This window comes from Allobosea sp. (assembly GCF_030694325.1).
In the GTDB taxonomy this organism is placed as follows: Bacteria; Pseudomonadota; Alphaproteobacteria; order Rhizobiales; family Beijerinckiaceae; genus Allobosea.
The window spans coordinates 1-13,145 of record NZ_JAUXYO010000281.1 but is presented as its reverse complement, the minus strand read 5'-3'; the positions used below and the strand labels follow the sequence as shown (position 1 = coordinate 13,145).

Sequence of the window (13,145 nt, the reverse complement as noted above, 5' to 3'; positions counted from 1 at the left end):
GCCGGCCTGGGGCGGTGCCGTGCCGGTTGAAAATCCGCTGCCGCCCGCCCACTTCCGCAACCCGGCCAGGCTGAGCGAACAGGGCGAGCGACAGGAATGACCGAAACCACCAAACGTCGGGCCCTGCTGCTGCGCAATCCGAAGTCGCGACGCGGCGCGGAATCCATCGATCCCGTGCTGCAGCGGCTGGACGAGGGCGGAATCACGACCACCATCGAGACCTTCGAGCACCTGCCCGAGATCGCGCGCGACGTCGTGCGGCTGCGGGAGACGGCGGATCTGGTGATCGTCTGCGGCGGCGACGGGTCCGTCTCGTCCTCGGCGCTCGCCGTAATGGAGAGCGGCCTGCCGCTCGGCATCATTCCGATGGGGACGGCCAACGATCTGGCCCGGACGCTCGACCTGCCGTCGGAGCCGGCCGAGGCGGCGGGCATCATCGCCGCCGGCGCGACCCGGCTCGTCGATGTCGGCACCGTCAACGGCCACGCCTTCTTCAACGTCGCGAGCATCGGGCTGAGCAGCGAACTGGCTCAGGGACTCGATCCCGAACTCAAGAAGCGTTTCGGCCGCGTCGGATACGCCCTGGCGGCGTTGAAGGTGCTCACGCGGGCGTCGGTCTTCGGCGCGACGATCCTCGAGAAGGGGCGTGCGACCCGGGTCGAGACCTACCAGATCGCGATCGGTAACGGGCGCCATTACGGCGGCGGCAACGTGATCGAGCAGGATGCCGAGATCGACGACGGCTCGCTCGATCTCTACAGCCTCGAACTCAAGAACGTCTGGAAGCTCGCCCTGATGTTGCGCTCCTTCCGCTCGGGCACCCATGGCGCCTGGCAGGAGGTGCGTACCGCCAAATGCACCGAGTTCACGATCGAGACGCGAAAAGCCATGCCGATCAATGCGGATGGCGAGATCGTCACGGCGACGCCGGCTCTGTTCAAGGTCCATCCGAAGGCAGTCGCGATCTTCGCGCCGCCGGCCGGCCCTGAGCGTCCGGCCCTTCCGGGGCGGATGTATCATCGCTGACGGCGGTATCGTTCCCGCTTCATGACGCTGGCAGGCGCTCCACTGCGTCGCCGACAACGACCTCGCCATCCGCGATCACCCGCGCCGTGATGCCGCCATGGCCCCGGACCGCGTTGTAGCCGCCGGAGCCCAGAATCTCCTCCATCCGCGAGCACGGGTGGCACTCGCCGGTCGCCTCCAGCAGCACCGTGCCGAGCCTGAAACGGCGGCCCTTGAGGGCCGCGAGGTTGATCCCCGCGACGACGATGTTGCGCCGGAGACATTCGGGCGGGAGGGCATCGCGGCCGAGATGCGAGGCGATGGCGGCCAGATGCTCGGCCTGGATGAGCGTGACGTGGCGGGCGCCGCCGGTGCGGCTGCTGTAATGGTCGCCGATCAGCCCCTGGGCCGGATCGAGCCGCGCGGATTCAACCACCAAGAGGGGCGCCCGACGCGCCGGGCGCAGGCCGATCCAGACGATCCGCCCGGGCCGCAGCGGCGCGTCGAGCAGGCGTGCGAGCGGCGAGGCGGGATCGAGCGGCATCGCCGGCTCAAGCCATCACACGCGCAACCGTCTCCTTCAGCGCGCCGGCGTCCCGCTCCAGCCAGCCCGGCACCGGCAGGCCCTTGGAGCGCAGGAACTCCGGGTTGAACAGCTTCGACTGATAGCGCGTGCCGTAGTCGCACAGGATCGTCACGATGGTGTGGCCGGGGCCGAGTTGCCGGGCGAGCCGGATCGCGCCCGCGACATTGACGCCCGACGAGCCACCCAGGCACAGCCCTTCATGCTCGAGCAGGTCGAAGACGATCGGGATCGCCTCCGTGTCGGGAATCTGGAAGGAGACGTCGATCGGCGCATCGACCAGATTGGCGGTGATGCGGCCCTGGCCGATGCCCTCGGTGATCGAGGAGCCTTCCGACTTCAGTTCGCCGGTCGTGTAGAAGGCATGCAGCGCCGCGCCCATCGGATCGGCCAGACCGATGGTGATCTTCGGGTTGAAGCGCTTCAGCGCGATGCCGGTGCCCGCCAGCGTGCCGCCGGTGCCGACCGCGCAGATGAAGCCATCGACCTTGCCCTCGGTCTGTGCCCAGATCTCGGGGCCGGTCGTCTCGATATGGCCCTGGCGATTGGCGATGTTGTCGAACTGGTTGGCCCAGATCGCGCCGTTGGCCTCAGTTTTCGCGAGTTCCGCGGCCAGCCGGCCCGAGACCTTCACGTAGTTGTTGGGGTTGACGTAGCCGACCGCCGGAACCTCGACCAGCGTCGCGCCGGCCAGCCGTAGCATGTCCTTCTTCTCCTGGCTCTGCGTCTCCGGGATCACGATCACGGAGCGGTAGCCCAGCGCGTTGCCGACGAGCGCGATGCCGATGCCGGTGTTGCCGGCCGTGCCCTCCACGACCACCCCGCCGGGCCGCAGCAGCCCCTTCGCCTCGGCATCGCGGATGATGGCGAGCGCCGCGCGGTCCTTGACCGACTGGCCGGGATTCATGAACTCGGCCTTGCCGAGGATGGTGCAGCCGGTCTGCTCCGAGGCCCGCTTCAGCCTGATCAGAGGCGTGTTGCCGATCGCTTCGATGACGCCGTCGCGGCTCGCCATATCCGGATTTCCCTGTTTGCTCCCAACCTGATAGGCGAAAGCGGCGGACGGGTCGACAGCCTCGCACCGCTAAGGCCCCCGAACGAAACAGGGCGATCGGCGACGGCCGACGCCGGAGAATATCTTGCCCCCGATGACGCTCGCGATGAACGAGATCCTCTCCGTCGACCGCCTGGGCTTGCGCGGTGACGGCATCGCGCGGACCTCCTCTGGCGATGTCTTCGTGCCCTATGCCCTGCCCGGCGAGACGGTGCGCGCGGTGCGCGACGGCGACCGCGCCCAGCTCGCCGAGATCATCACACCCGCCGAATCGCGCATCGCGCCGATCTGCCCGCTCTTCACCCGCTGCGGCGGCTGCGCCGCCCAGCACATGTCGGAAAGCCTGTACTGCACCTGGAAGCGGCGGCAGGTCGAGACCACGCTGGAGCGGGCGGGCATCGCCGCGCCCATCGCGGACATCGTCGACGCGCATGGTGCCGGCCGTCGCCGCGTCACCTTCCATGCAAGGCGCGAAGGCCCCGGCATGCTCGTCGGCTTCATGGTCGCGCGCAGCCATGATCTCGTTGCCGTGCCGGCTTGCCCGGTGCTGGCGCCGGGGCTGGCGCGCGCCCCGGCCGCGGCCCAGCTCGTCGCCAACCGGCTCGGCGGCTCGAACAAGCCGCTCGACATCCAGATCACCGCCTCCGAGGCCGGGCTCGACATCGACATTCGTGGCCATGGCCCAGCCGGCGAGAAGCTCCGGCTCTCCCTGACGGAAGCCGCCGAGCGGCTCGATCTGGCGCGGCTCTCCATGCATGGCGAGATCGTCGTCGAGCGCCGCCCGCCGCAGCAGCGCATGGGCAAGGCGATGGTCGCACCGGCACCCGGCGGCTTCCTCCAGGCCACAATGGCGGGCGAGGAGGCGATCGGCGCCCTGGTGCTCGCTGCATTGCCCGCCAAGGCCAAGCGCGTCGCCGATCTCTTCGCCGGCTGCGGGCCGATTTCGTTCCGCCTCGCCGAGCGCACGCAGGTGCTGGCCGTCGAAAGCGACAAGGCCGCGATCCTGGCTCTCACCCGCGCCGCGAGTACGACACAGGGTCTGAAGCCGATCGCGAGCGAAGTGCGCGACCTCTTCCGCCGCCCGCTGCTGGAGCACGAGTTGAACGGCTTCGACGCCGTCATCCTCGACCCGCCGCGCGCCGGCGCCGAGGCCCAAGCGCGGCGGCTGGCGGCGGCGAAGACCCCGACCGTGATCTACGTCTCCTGCGACGCCGGCAGCTTCGCGCGCGACGCCGCGATCCTGATCGCGGGCGGATATGCGCTGGAGGGTGTGACGCCGGTCGACCAGTTCCGCTATTCCGCCCATATCGAGCTCGTCGGCGTGTTCCGGCGCGCCAAGAAGAGCTGAGACCCGGAGGCATCCGTGAGCGCATCCATCCTCGACGACATGGCCGCGATCGTCGGCGCGAAGAACATCGTCACCGATGCCGACGCGATGGTGCCTTATCTCAAGGAATGGCGGGATCTGTTCCGCGGCAAGGCACAGGCGATCGTGCGGCCGGGCTCGACCCAGGAGGTGGCCGAACTCGTGAAGCTCGCCGCCCGCACCGGCACGCGCCTCGTGCCGCAGGGCGGCAACACCGGTCTGGTCGGCGGCCAGATCCCGATCGCCGAGGGCCGCGAAATCGTGCTCTCGCTGCAGCGCATGGACCGCATCCGCAGCATCGACACCGACAGCGATACGATGACGGTGGAAGCGGGCCTGACGCTGCAGAAGGCGCAGGAAGCGGGGGAGGCGGCCGGGCGCCTTTTCCCGCTCTCGCTCGCCTCGGAAGGCTCCTGCACGATCGGCGGCAACCTCTCGACCAATGCCGGCGGCACCGCCGTGCTCGCCTATGGCAATGCCCGCGAGCTCTGCATGGGCCTCGAGGTCGTCCTCGCCGACGGGCGGATCTGGAACGGCCTGCGCCAGCTCCGCAAGGACAACACCGGCTATGATCTGAAGAACCTCTTCATCGGCGCCGAGGGCACGCTCGGCATCATCACCGCCGCCGTGCTGAAGCTGTTTCCGCAGCCCGCGGCGCGCGCCACCGCCTTTCTCGCCGTGCCCGACCCTGACGCGGCGCTTTCGCTGCTCAACGCGGCCAAGGCCGGCGCCGGCGGCACGCTCACCACCTTCGAACTGATGTCGCGGCTCGGCGTCGATTTCGTCCTGCGCCATGCCGCCGGCGCGCGCGATCCGCTCTCGGCGCCCTCGCCCTGGTATGTGCTGATGGAGGTCTCGGCTCAATCGGCGAGCGGGCTCGACGAGGCGGTGGAGGCCTTCCTCGGCGAGGCGCTGGAGAACGGGCTGGTCACCGACGCCGCGCTCGCCGGCTCACTCGCCCAGCGCGCCGATTTCTGGAAGCTGCGCGAGATGCTCTCCGAGGTGCAGGCCTATGAGGGCGGCTCGATCAAGCACGACGTCTCGGTGCCGCTGCATGCGGTGCCGGGCTTCATCGCCCGCGCCTCGCAAGCGGTCACGGCGATGGTGCCGGGCTGCCGCCCGCTGCCCTTCGGCCATATGGGCGACGGCAACATCCACTTCAACGTCAGCCAGCCTGTGGGCGCCGACAAGGCCGGCTTCATCGCGCGCTGGGAAGAGATGAACACGGCCGTCCACGCCATCGTCAGCGAGATGCACGGCTCGATCTCGGCCGAGCATGGCATCGGCCGCCTCAAGCGCGACCTCCTGCCCGGCGTCAAGGACCCGGTCGAACTCGCCCTGATGAAGACGCTGAAGGCGACGCTCGACCCCCACGGCATCCTCAACCCCGGCGCTGTGCTGGCGATGTGAGTTCCAACAGTTCGGGCGGGAAAGCGCCCCGACTGTTGGAGCCGGCAGCCTGCGTCAGAACAGGCTGCCCTGACCGTCGTCGCGGGCTCGCGCCGCCGGTTTGGCCCGGGCGGTGACGGTCGGCGCCATGGCCGCCGGCTCCACTGCCGGATCGAACGGCGCCTGCACCTCCGGCCCGTCATTCGCGACCTTGTTCACGGCGCTGCCGATCCGCACCATGTCCAGCAGATCCTCGGGCGGCGGCCGCAGCAGCGCGCTGTAGGTCTGGGCCTCTGTCGCAGGATCGAGCCAGGCGTCGAAATCGCGCGGAGCGAGGATCACCGGGCAGCGATCATGGATCGCTGACATCAACCCGTTTGCGGGGCCGTTGACGAGCGCGACGGTGTCGATCTCCGAACCGTCCTGCGAATGCCAGGTCTCCCACAGCGCCGCGAAGGCAAAGAGCCCGCGGTCGGGCCGCCGGAACAGATAGGCCCTGTTTTCCGCCTGCCGGCCCTGGCCTAGGCGGTGCCATTCGTAGAAGCCGTCGGCGGGCATCAGGCAGCGACGCCGTGTCAGCACCGCGCGGAAGGAGGGCTTGGTCGCGGCGCTCTCGCTGCGAATGTTGATCACGAGCGGGAAGTCCTTGGGGTCCTTGACCCAGCCGGGAATGAAGCCCCAGCGCATCAGCATGAACTGGCTGTTGCCCTCGTGCTGACGCACGACAGGCACCGGCTGCGTCGGCGCGATGTTGTAGCGCGGTGGAAAGTTCGGCTGCTCGGGATAGCCGAACAGCGAGCGCATCGCCGTCGGCGGCAGGGTGATGGCATAGCGACCGCACATGCCTCCGATGTGGCCCTCCCGGCCGGCGCGATCAATACTTTGTTTGGGTTTGGCGCAGCATAGTCCCGGCGGTTTGGGGTTCATGATGACCGTCTCCGCGATCAAGGCGCTGGCTGGTGGAGGCGATGGCGGGGGCGGCGAAGCACCCGGGGGGCCGCGCCTCTCGACCGACTTTCTCAATCGTTACGCCGAAGCCCTCATGCTGATCGGGATGGCGGCCGACGATCCCGACATTCTGCCGGACCTCCAGGCCTGGCGCGCGGTCAGCTATTGCGGCCATTTCGCGACCTCGCCCCTGCGCTGTGCGCCGTCGGCGCTGGCAGCCTATGACGCCCTTGCGCCCGCGCGCCGAGAGGGGTTCGAGAATCTCTGCCTGGCGATGACGCGACTTGTGACGACGGCGACCGCGCTGCTGGCCGACCGGCAGGAAGGGCTCGATGCGGCAACCATCGCCGAGGTGGCCGGCGATGCGTTGCGGCGGCAGATCGGCCGCGCCACCCATTTCATCAACGCCAACGGCACGATCGACATCGCTGCGGTCGAGAGCCGCGTGCTGCAGGCCGAGGTCGACGCCCTGTTTCGGGTCTGATCAGCCGGCGCGCTCACCGCCGATCAGGAATTCCCGGTTGCCGTCGCCACCCTCGATCGGGGAGGGGATAGGCGCCCGCACCGTAAAGCCGAGCTCGCCGAACAGGATCGCCACATCGGCGCAGACCGCATCGTGGATGGCCTCGTCGCGCACGATGCCCTTCTTCAGGGCCGCGCGCCCCGCCTCGAACTGCGGTTTGATCAGCGCCGCGATCTGCGCGCTCGGTGCCAGTAGCGCCGCGACAGCGGGCAGAACCAGCCGCAGCGAGATGAAGCTGACATCGATCGCAGCGAGCGTCGGCGCTTCGGGAAGGTCGGCCGTCGTCAGGCTTCGGATGTCGCAGGCTTCCAGGCTCGTGACGCGCGGATCGCCCCGCAGCGAGGCATGCAACTGGTCCCGCCCGACATCGACGGAGACGACATGTCGCGCACCGCGCTTCAGCAGGAGGTCGGTGAAGCCTCCGGTCGAGGCGCCGACATCGAGGCAGATACGTCCGGCAGGGTCGTAGCCGAAGAGATCCAGCGCCTCGGCGAGCTTCAGCCCGCCTCGCGAGACGTAAGGATGCGGCGCCTGCGCGCTCAACACAGCCGTCTGCGCGAGCATCTGGGACGCTTTGCGGACAGGATGACCATCGGCGATCACGAGGCCGGCCGCGATGGCGGCCTGGGCGCGAGCGCGGCTCTCGCACAGCCCGTGTTCGACGAGCAACTGGTCGGCGCGGAGCTTCATGCAGCACCCTTTCGGGGAGGCTCAGGCCCGCCTGATCGCGCTCGGCACCCCGAGCGCGCCCTCGACCGTGCGGACGATGCCGGCCGCGTCGAGACCGGCGGCGGCATACATCGCCTCGGGCTTGTCGTGCTCCTGATAGAGGTCCGGCAAGGTCAGCGTCCGCACCTTGAGGCCGCGGTCGAGCGCGCCGCTGCGTGCGAGCAGATGCAGCACATGCGCGCCGAAGCCGCCGACGGAGCCTTCCTCGACGGTCACGAGGATCTCGTGTTCGCGGGCGAGCCGCAGGATCAGCGCCTCGTCGAGCGGCTTGGCGAAGCGCGCATCGGCGACCGTCGTCGAAAGCCCGCGCTGGCCGAGTTGCTCGGCGGCCAGCAGGCACTCGGCGAGACGCGTCCCGAGCGAGAGCAGCGCGACCTGAGAACCTTCGCGCATGACGCGCCCGCGGCCGATCTCGAGCGGCACGCCGATATCGGGGATGTCGACCCCCACGCCCTCGCCGCGCGGATAGCGGAAGGCGATCGGCCCCTCGTCGAAGGCGGCGGCGGTCGCGACCATATGGGTCAGCTCCGCCTCGTCGGCCGCGGCCATGACGACCATCTCCGGTAGGCAGGCGAGATAGGCGATGTCGAAGGCCCCCGCATGGGTCGCGCCGTCGGCGCCCACCAGTCCGGCGCGGTCCAGCGCGAAGCGCACCGGCAGTCTCTGGATGGCGACGTCGTGCACGACTTGGTCGTAGGCGCGCTGCAGGAAGGTGGAATAGATCGCGCAGAAGGGCTTGTAGCCCTCCGTCGCGAGCCCTGCGGCGAAGGTCACCGCATGCTGCTCGGCGATGCCGACATCGAAGGTGCGCGCCGGGAACTCCTTGCCGAAGGCGTCGATGCCGGTGCCGGACGGCATCGCCGCCGTCACGGCGACGATCTTCTCGTCCTCACGCGCAGCCTTGATCAGCGCATTGCCGAAGACGGCTGTGTAGCTGGGTGCGTTGGCGGGCGCCTTGGCCTGCTGGCCGGTGACCGGATCGAACTTGACCACGCCGTGATATTTGTCGGCGCTGGCCTCGGCGGGGGCGTAGCCCTTGCCCTTCTGGGTCACGACATGGACGAGGATCGGACCCGTCTGCGAGTCGCGCACATTGCGCAGCACCGGCAGCAGATGGTCGAGATTATGGCCGTCGATCGGGCCGACATAGTAGAAGCCCAGTTCCTCGAACAGCGTGCCGCCGGTGAAGAATCCCCGGGCGAACTCCTCCGTGCGCTTGGCCTTCTCGTGGAAGAAGCGCGGCAGCCGCTCGGCCAGGTGCTTGCCGATCTCGCGCAGCGAACGATAGGTCCGCCCCGAGACGAGGCGGGCGAGATAGGCCGACATCGCACCGACGGGCGGGGCGATCGACATGTCATTGTCGTTGAGGATGACGACGAGGCGCGAGCCGAGCGCGCCGGCGTTGTTCATCGCCTCATAAGCCATGCCGGCCGACATCGCCCCGTCACCGATCACGGCCACGACATTGTTGCTGCCGCGGGAAAGGTCGCGGGCGACCGCCATGCCGAGGCCGGCCGAGATCGAGGTCGAGGAATGCGCGGCTCCGAACGGGTCGTATTCGCTCTCGGACCGGCGGGTGAAGCCGGAGAGCCCGCCGGGCTGGCGCAGCGTGCGGATGCGGTCTCGCCGCCCGGTCAGGATCTTGTGCGGATAGGCTTGGTGGCCGACATCCCAGATCAGCCGGTCGCGCGGCGTGTCGAAGACATGGTGCAACGCCACCGTCAGTTCGACCACGCCGAGGCCGGCCCCGAGATGGCCACCCGTCACCGAGACGGCACTGATCGTCTCCTGCCGCAGCTCTTCGGCGAGCTGGCGAAGATCGGCATCGGGGAGCTTGCGGAGGTCCTCGGGCGTGGCGACGCGGTCGAGGATCGGCGTGTGAGGGCGCTGGGTCACACGCCGGGTCTATCGCATCCCGCCGGGGTGGCACAAGGGCGGCAAGGTCGCGGAGCAGGCGCGCGCCCGCTCATGCCGTCGATCGCCGAGGTCCTGCCATCGCCCAGATCCCGCGATCGCCAAGGTCCTGCCATCGCCGAGATCCCGGCGCGTAGAGCATTCCTTTACCATAAGGTTATGGACAGCCTGCCTTCGGCCGCATCCGGCACCGCGAATCGGCTTGTGCGGTGGCCTGCAACTTGCTCCAACGGCAGCCGGAGCACGCGGGGTCCGGGGGGAAGCGATGCGGCGGAATGATGCGAAACGGGTTGCACGTCGCGTCAGCGGCGCGATCAAGCTGGCTGTGATGGCTGGCCTGATTTCGGCCGGTCTGGCCGTGCCTGCGGGGGCCCAGGGCACGCTGCGGATCGCCATGACCGCCTCCGACATCCCCACCGCGACGGGCCTGCCCAATAACGGCTTCGAGGGCATGCGCTTCCTCGGCTATCCCGTCTTCGAAAGTCTCGTTCTGTGGGATCTGACGACCACGGATCGCCTCGCGCCGCTGCGGCCCGGGCTGGCCGAGCGCTGGGAGCAGGCGCCCGACGACCCCAAGACCTGGATCTTCCATCTGCGCCGCGGCGTCACCTTCCATGACGGCACGCCCTTCGATGCCGATGCGGTGATCTGGAATTTCGAGCGCTATTTCAACAAGGATGCGCCCCAGTTCGAGGCGCCGGCCGCCGCGATCGTGCGGGCGCGGGCGCCGATCATGACCGGCTACCGCAAGATCGACGCCTCCACCGTGGCGATCACCACGCGTACAGCCGCCTCCTACTTCCCCTACATGGTCTCGCTGGCCCTACTGAGCTCGCCCGCCTCCTTCGAGACCGCCGGGCGCGACTGGGCCAGGACGGCGCTGCTGCCCTCCGCCGGCACCGGCCCGTTCAAGATCGCCAGCGTGGTCCCACGCGAGCGCATCGAACTGGTGCGCCATGATGGCTACTGGGACGCCGCCGGCAAGGCAAAGCTCGACAGGGTCGTGCTGCTGCCGATTCCCGAAGCGAATGCGCGCCTCGCCGCGCTGCGGACCGGGCAGGTGGACTGGATCGAGGCCCCGCCGACCGACGGCATTCCGTCGCTGCGGCAGGCCGGTTTCGTCATCACGACGGGCTCCTACCCGCATGTCTGGCCCTGGCTGTTCAACATCGGTGCGACCGACAGTCCGCTCAAGGATGTCCGCGTCCGCCAGGCCCTGAATTACTGCGTCGACCGGGACGGCATCGTCGCCCTGCTCAATGGCACGGCCGAGCCGGCGACAGGCTGGCTCAAGGCGAGCGACGCCGCCTTCGGCAAGCCCGCCCACCGCTACCGTTTCGACCCCGCTAAGGCCAAGGCGCTGCTAGCCGAGGCGGGTTTCGGCCCGCAGAAGCCGCTGAGCTTCAAGGTCATGATTTCGACCTCCGGCTCCGGCCAGATGGCGCCGCTGCCGATGAACGAGTTCCTCCAGGCCAGCATGAAGGAGGCCTGCGGCATCGGGATCGAGTTCAACGTCTCGGAATGGCAGGTGCTGCTCAACAGCATGCGAGCCCAGCCGGACCAACCCTCGCTGGGCGGCGCGCTTGCGCTGAACATTGCGGGCCCCTCGACCGATCCGAGCGTGATGGCGCGCTATTTCGGCGCCGCAAGCGCCCCGCCCAACGGCTTCAACTTCCCGCAATGGCAGGATGCCGCCTTCGAGGCGGCGCTCGCCAGGCTCGCGGCGGCGAGCGATCCCCGCGTCATCCAGGAGCAGACCGCGCTCGCGCATGAGCGGTTGGTGGACGACCCGCCCTGGCTGTACGTTGTCCACGATCTCAACCCGCGCGCCATGTCGAAAAAGGTCCAGGGCTTTGTCTCCCCGCAATCCTGGTTCATCGATCTGACCCGCATCAGCCTGCAGTGATGCTCATGGATGGCACCTCCCGCAGCAGCACGGACCCGACTTTTTGGCCGGCCCATGTCCTGGCGCGGGAGATCGCGGCGCGGCGGCTCTCGCCTGTCGACGTTGTCGAGGCGCTGCTGGCCCGGATCGCGCGGCTCGACCCCAAGCTGCACGCCTTCGTCGACGTCTATGCCGAGGATGCGCGGCTGGCGGCGGAGGCGGCGGAGAGGGCGATCCGCGCCGGCCATGCCGTGGGGCCCCTGCATGGTGTGCCCGTCGCGCTGAAGGATCTGATCGACCTCGAGGGGCGCATCACCACGGGCGGCTCGGCCCATTGGCGCGGGCGCCGCTCGACCGTGACAGCGACCATCGCGAAGCGGATGTTCGCGCAGGGCATGATCGTGCTCGGCAAGACTCACACCGTCGAGTTCGCCTATGGCGGCTGGGGCACCAACGAACATATGGGCACGCCCTGGAACCCCTGGGACGAGGCCGTGCCGCACACGCCGGGTGGCTCCTCCAGCGGCTCCGGCGTCGCCGTCGCAGCGCGGCTCGCCCCCTGGGCGATCGGCACCGACACGGGCGGCTCGGTCAGGCTTCCGGCGGCTTTCTGCGGCCTGACCGGGCTGAAGGTCACGATCGGGCGCATCCCGGTCGCTGGCATCATTCCGCTCTCCGCGTCGCTCGACACGCCCGGCCCGATGGCGCGCAGCGTCGAGGATTGCGCGCTGCTCTATGACATTCTGCAGGGGCCGGACGTCGCCGACCCCAACACCCGCGGCGTCATCCCCGAGAGCCCGATGCCGACGCTCAGGCGCGGCGTGCGCGGCCTGCGCCTCGCCCGCATGCCGCAGCGCGACCGCGCCGGTTGCGACGCGGAGGTGCTCGCCGCCTATGATCGCTCGCTGACGACGCTGGCCAGCCTCGGCGCCGAGATTGTCGACATCGACCTGCCCTGGCCGCTCGAGCACTTCACCATGACGAGCGGCATCGTCATGGCCGAGGCCTTCTTCAACGGCGGTGCCATAGCGCAGGATGCGGCCCTGCCGCTCGATCCGGCGGTGCGCGCCCGCTTTCTCGCCGGAGCGGGGCTGACGGCGCAGGACTATCTCGCCACGAAAGCCTTCCAGGCCCAGGCCAAGCGCGACCTGGCCGCGGCGATGGCCGATATCGACGCGCTGCTGACCCCGAGCACCGCCACCCCGGCGATCCCGCTCGCTGCGGTCGATCAGGATGTCATGCCGTCGCGCTTCACGCGTTTCGGCAATGTCATGGAGATGTGCGGTTTGTCGCTGCCCAACGGCTTCACCGCGTCGGGCCTGCCGCTCTCGCTGCAGATCTCCTGCCTGAGCTATCAGGAGGCGATGGCGCTGCGCATCGGCTTTGCCTTCCAGCAGGCGACGGAGCACCACCTCGCTGTGCCGCCGATGGTGGCCTGACAGCGGCCTCGACAGGAAACGGGTGGGACGAGCCGCCACTGGCTGACATCACCTGCCGACCTTTTCGGCAGGAGTTCCCCCGTGACGCCCACCGCCTTCCCGATCCTGCTGCTTGCCGGCACCATGGCCCAGTTCGCCGACCGGCTGGCGCTCGACACGATCACGCTGGCGGCAACACAAGGTGGCGCCAGCCCGCGCCTCATCGGCCTGCTGGTCGCGGCCCAATCGGCGGCCTGGCTGCTGGTTTCGCTCCCGGCCGGCGTGTTCTCCGACAGGCTCGCCCCGCGCGATCTCATCCGCTTCGGCGGGA

12 protein-coding genes are annotated in these 13,145 nt (G+C 69.2%); 7 read left to right on the top strand and 5 right to left on the bottom strand.

Annotation, left to right across the window (positions count from 1 at the left end):
• The first annotated feature begins 96 nt into the window (after window positions 1–96).
• Window positions 97–1,026, top strand: coding sequence for a lipid kinase (locus tag Q8M82_RS18085; RefSeq protein ID WP_305692701.1), 930 nt, complete (start codon window positions 97–99; stop codon window positions 1,024–1,026).
• Between the two features lie 19 nt (window positions 1,027–1,045).
• Here Q8M82_RS18085 and Q8M82_RS18080 read toward each other — a convergent pair whose 3' ends face one another.
• Complete coding sequence (locus tag Q8M82_RS18080) at window positions 1,046–1,549, bottom strand: MOSC domain-containing protein (protein WP_305692700.1); 504 nt, start codon at window positions 1,547–1,549, stop codon at window positions 1,046–1,048.
• 7 nt (window positions 1,550–1,556) lie between these two features.
• On the bottom strand, window positions 1,557–2,603 hold the full coding sequence (locus tag Q8M82_RS18075) for a cysteine synthase A (protein WP_305692699.1): 1,047 nt from the start codon (window positions 2,601–2,603) through the stop codon (window positions 1,557–1,559).
• A 133-nt stretch (window positions 2,604–2,736) separates the two neighbouring features.
• Here Q8M82_RS18075 and Q8M82_RS18070 point away from each other — a divergent pair, with 133 nt between their 5' ends.
• Both Q8M82_RS18070 and Q8M82_RS18065 read left to right on the top strand, forming a co-directional pair.
• Window positions 2,737–3,990, top strand: coding sequence for a class I SAM-dependent RNA methyltransferase (locus Q8M82_RS18070; protein WP_305692703.1), 1,254 nt, complete (start codon window positions 2,737–2,739; stop codon window positions 3,988–3,990).
• A gap of 39 nt (window positions 3,991–4,029) precedes the next feature.
• Window positions 4,030–5,418 carry an FAD-binding oxidoreductase gene (locus Q8M82_RS18065; protein WP_305692702.1) on the top strand — a complete coding sequence of 463 codons (1,389 nt, stop codon included), beginning with the start codon at window positions 4,030–4,032 and terminating at the stop codon, window positions 5,416–5,418.
• A 54-nt stretch (window positions 5,419–5,472) separates the two neighbouring features.
• Here the strand turns inward: Q8M82_RS18065 and Q8M82_RS18060 are convergent, their stop codons facing one another.
• Window positions 5,473–6,240 carry an SOS response-associated peptidase gene (locus Q8M82_RS18060; protein WP_305692698.1) on the bottom strand — a complete coding sequence of 256 codons (768 nt, stop codon included), beginning with the start codon at window positions 6,238–6,240 and terminating at the stop codon, window positions 5,473–5,475.
• Window positions 6,241–6,322: 82 nt separating this feature from the next.
• Here Q8M82_RS18060 and Q8M82_RS18055 point away from each other — a divergent pair, with 82 nt between their 5' ends.
• Window positions 6,323–6,829, top strand: coding sequence for a hypothetical protein (locus tag Q8M82_RS18055; RefSeq protein ID WP_305692697.1), 507 nt, complete (start codon window positions 6,323–6,325; stop codon window positions 6,827–6,829).
• Here Q8M82_RS18055 and Q8M82_RS18050 read toward each other — a convergent pair whose 3' ends face one another.
• Both Q8M82_RS18050 and dxs read right to left on the bottom strand, forming a co-directional pair.
• The gene (locus Q8M82_RS18050; protein WP_305692696.1) at window positions 6,830–7,558 is read right to left on the bottom strand and encodes a TlyA family RNA methyltransferase; all 729 of its coding nucleotides are present in this window, start codon (window positions 7,556–7,558) and stop codon (window positions 6,830–6,832) included.
• A 21-nt stretch (window positions 7,559–7,579) separates the two neighbouring features.
• On the bottom strand, window positions 7,580–9,493 hold the full coding sequence (gene dxs, locus Q8M82_RS18045; RefSeq protein WP_305692695.1) for a 1-deoxy-D-xylulose-5-phosphate synthase: 1,914 nt from the start codon (window positions 9,491–9,493) through the stop codon (window positions 7,580–7,582).
• A 346-nt stretch (window positions 9,494–9,839) separates the two neighbouring features.
• Between dxs and Q8M82_RS18040 the strand changes: the two genes are divergently transcribed.
• The 3 genes from Q8M82_RS18040 to Q8M82_RS18030 all read left to right on the top strand — a co-directional run.
• Window positions 9,840–11,417 carry an ABC transporter substrate-binding protein gene (locus Q8M82_RS18040; RefSeq protein ID WP_305692694.1) on the top strand — a complete coding sequence of 526 codons (1,578 nt, stop codon included), beginning with the start codon at window positions 9,840–9,842 and terminating at the stop codon, window positions 11,415–11,417.
• 5 nt (window positions 11,418–11,422) lie between these two features.
• Entirely contained in the window at window positions 11,423–12,835 is a 1,413-nt protein-coding gene (locus Q8M82_RS18035) for an amidase (RefSeq protein ID WP_305692693.1), read from the top strand.
• Between the two features lie 81 nt (window positions 12,836–12,916).
• The coding region (locus tag Q8M82_RS18030) for a hypothetical protein (protein WP_305692692.1) at window positions 12,917–13,145 on the top strand (229 nt) is incomplete at its 3' end.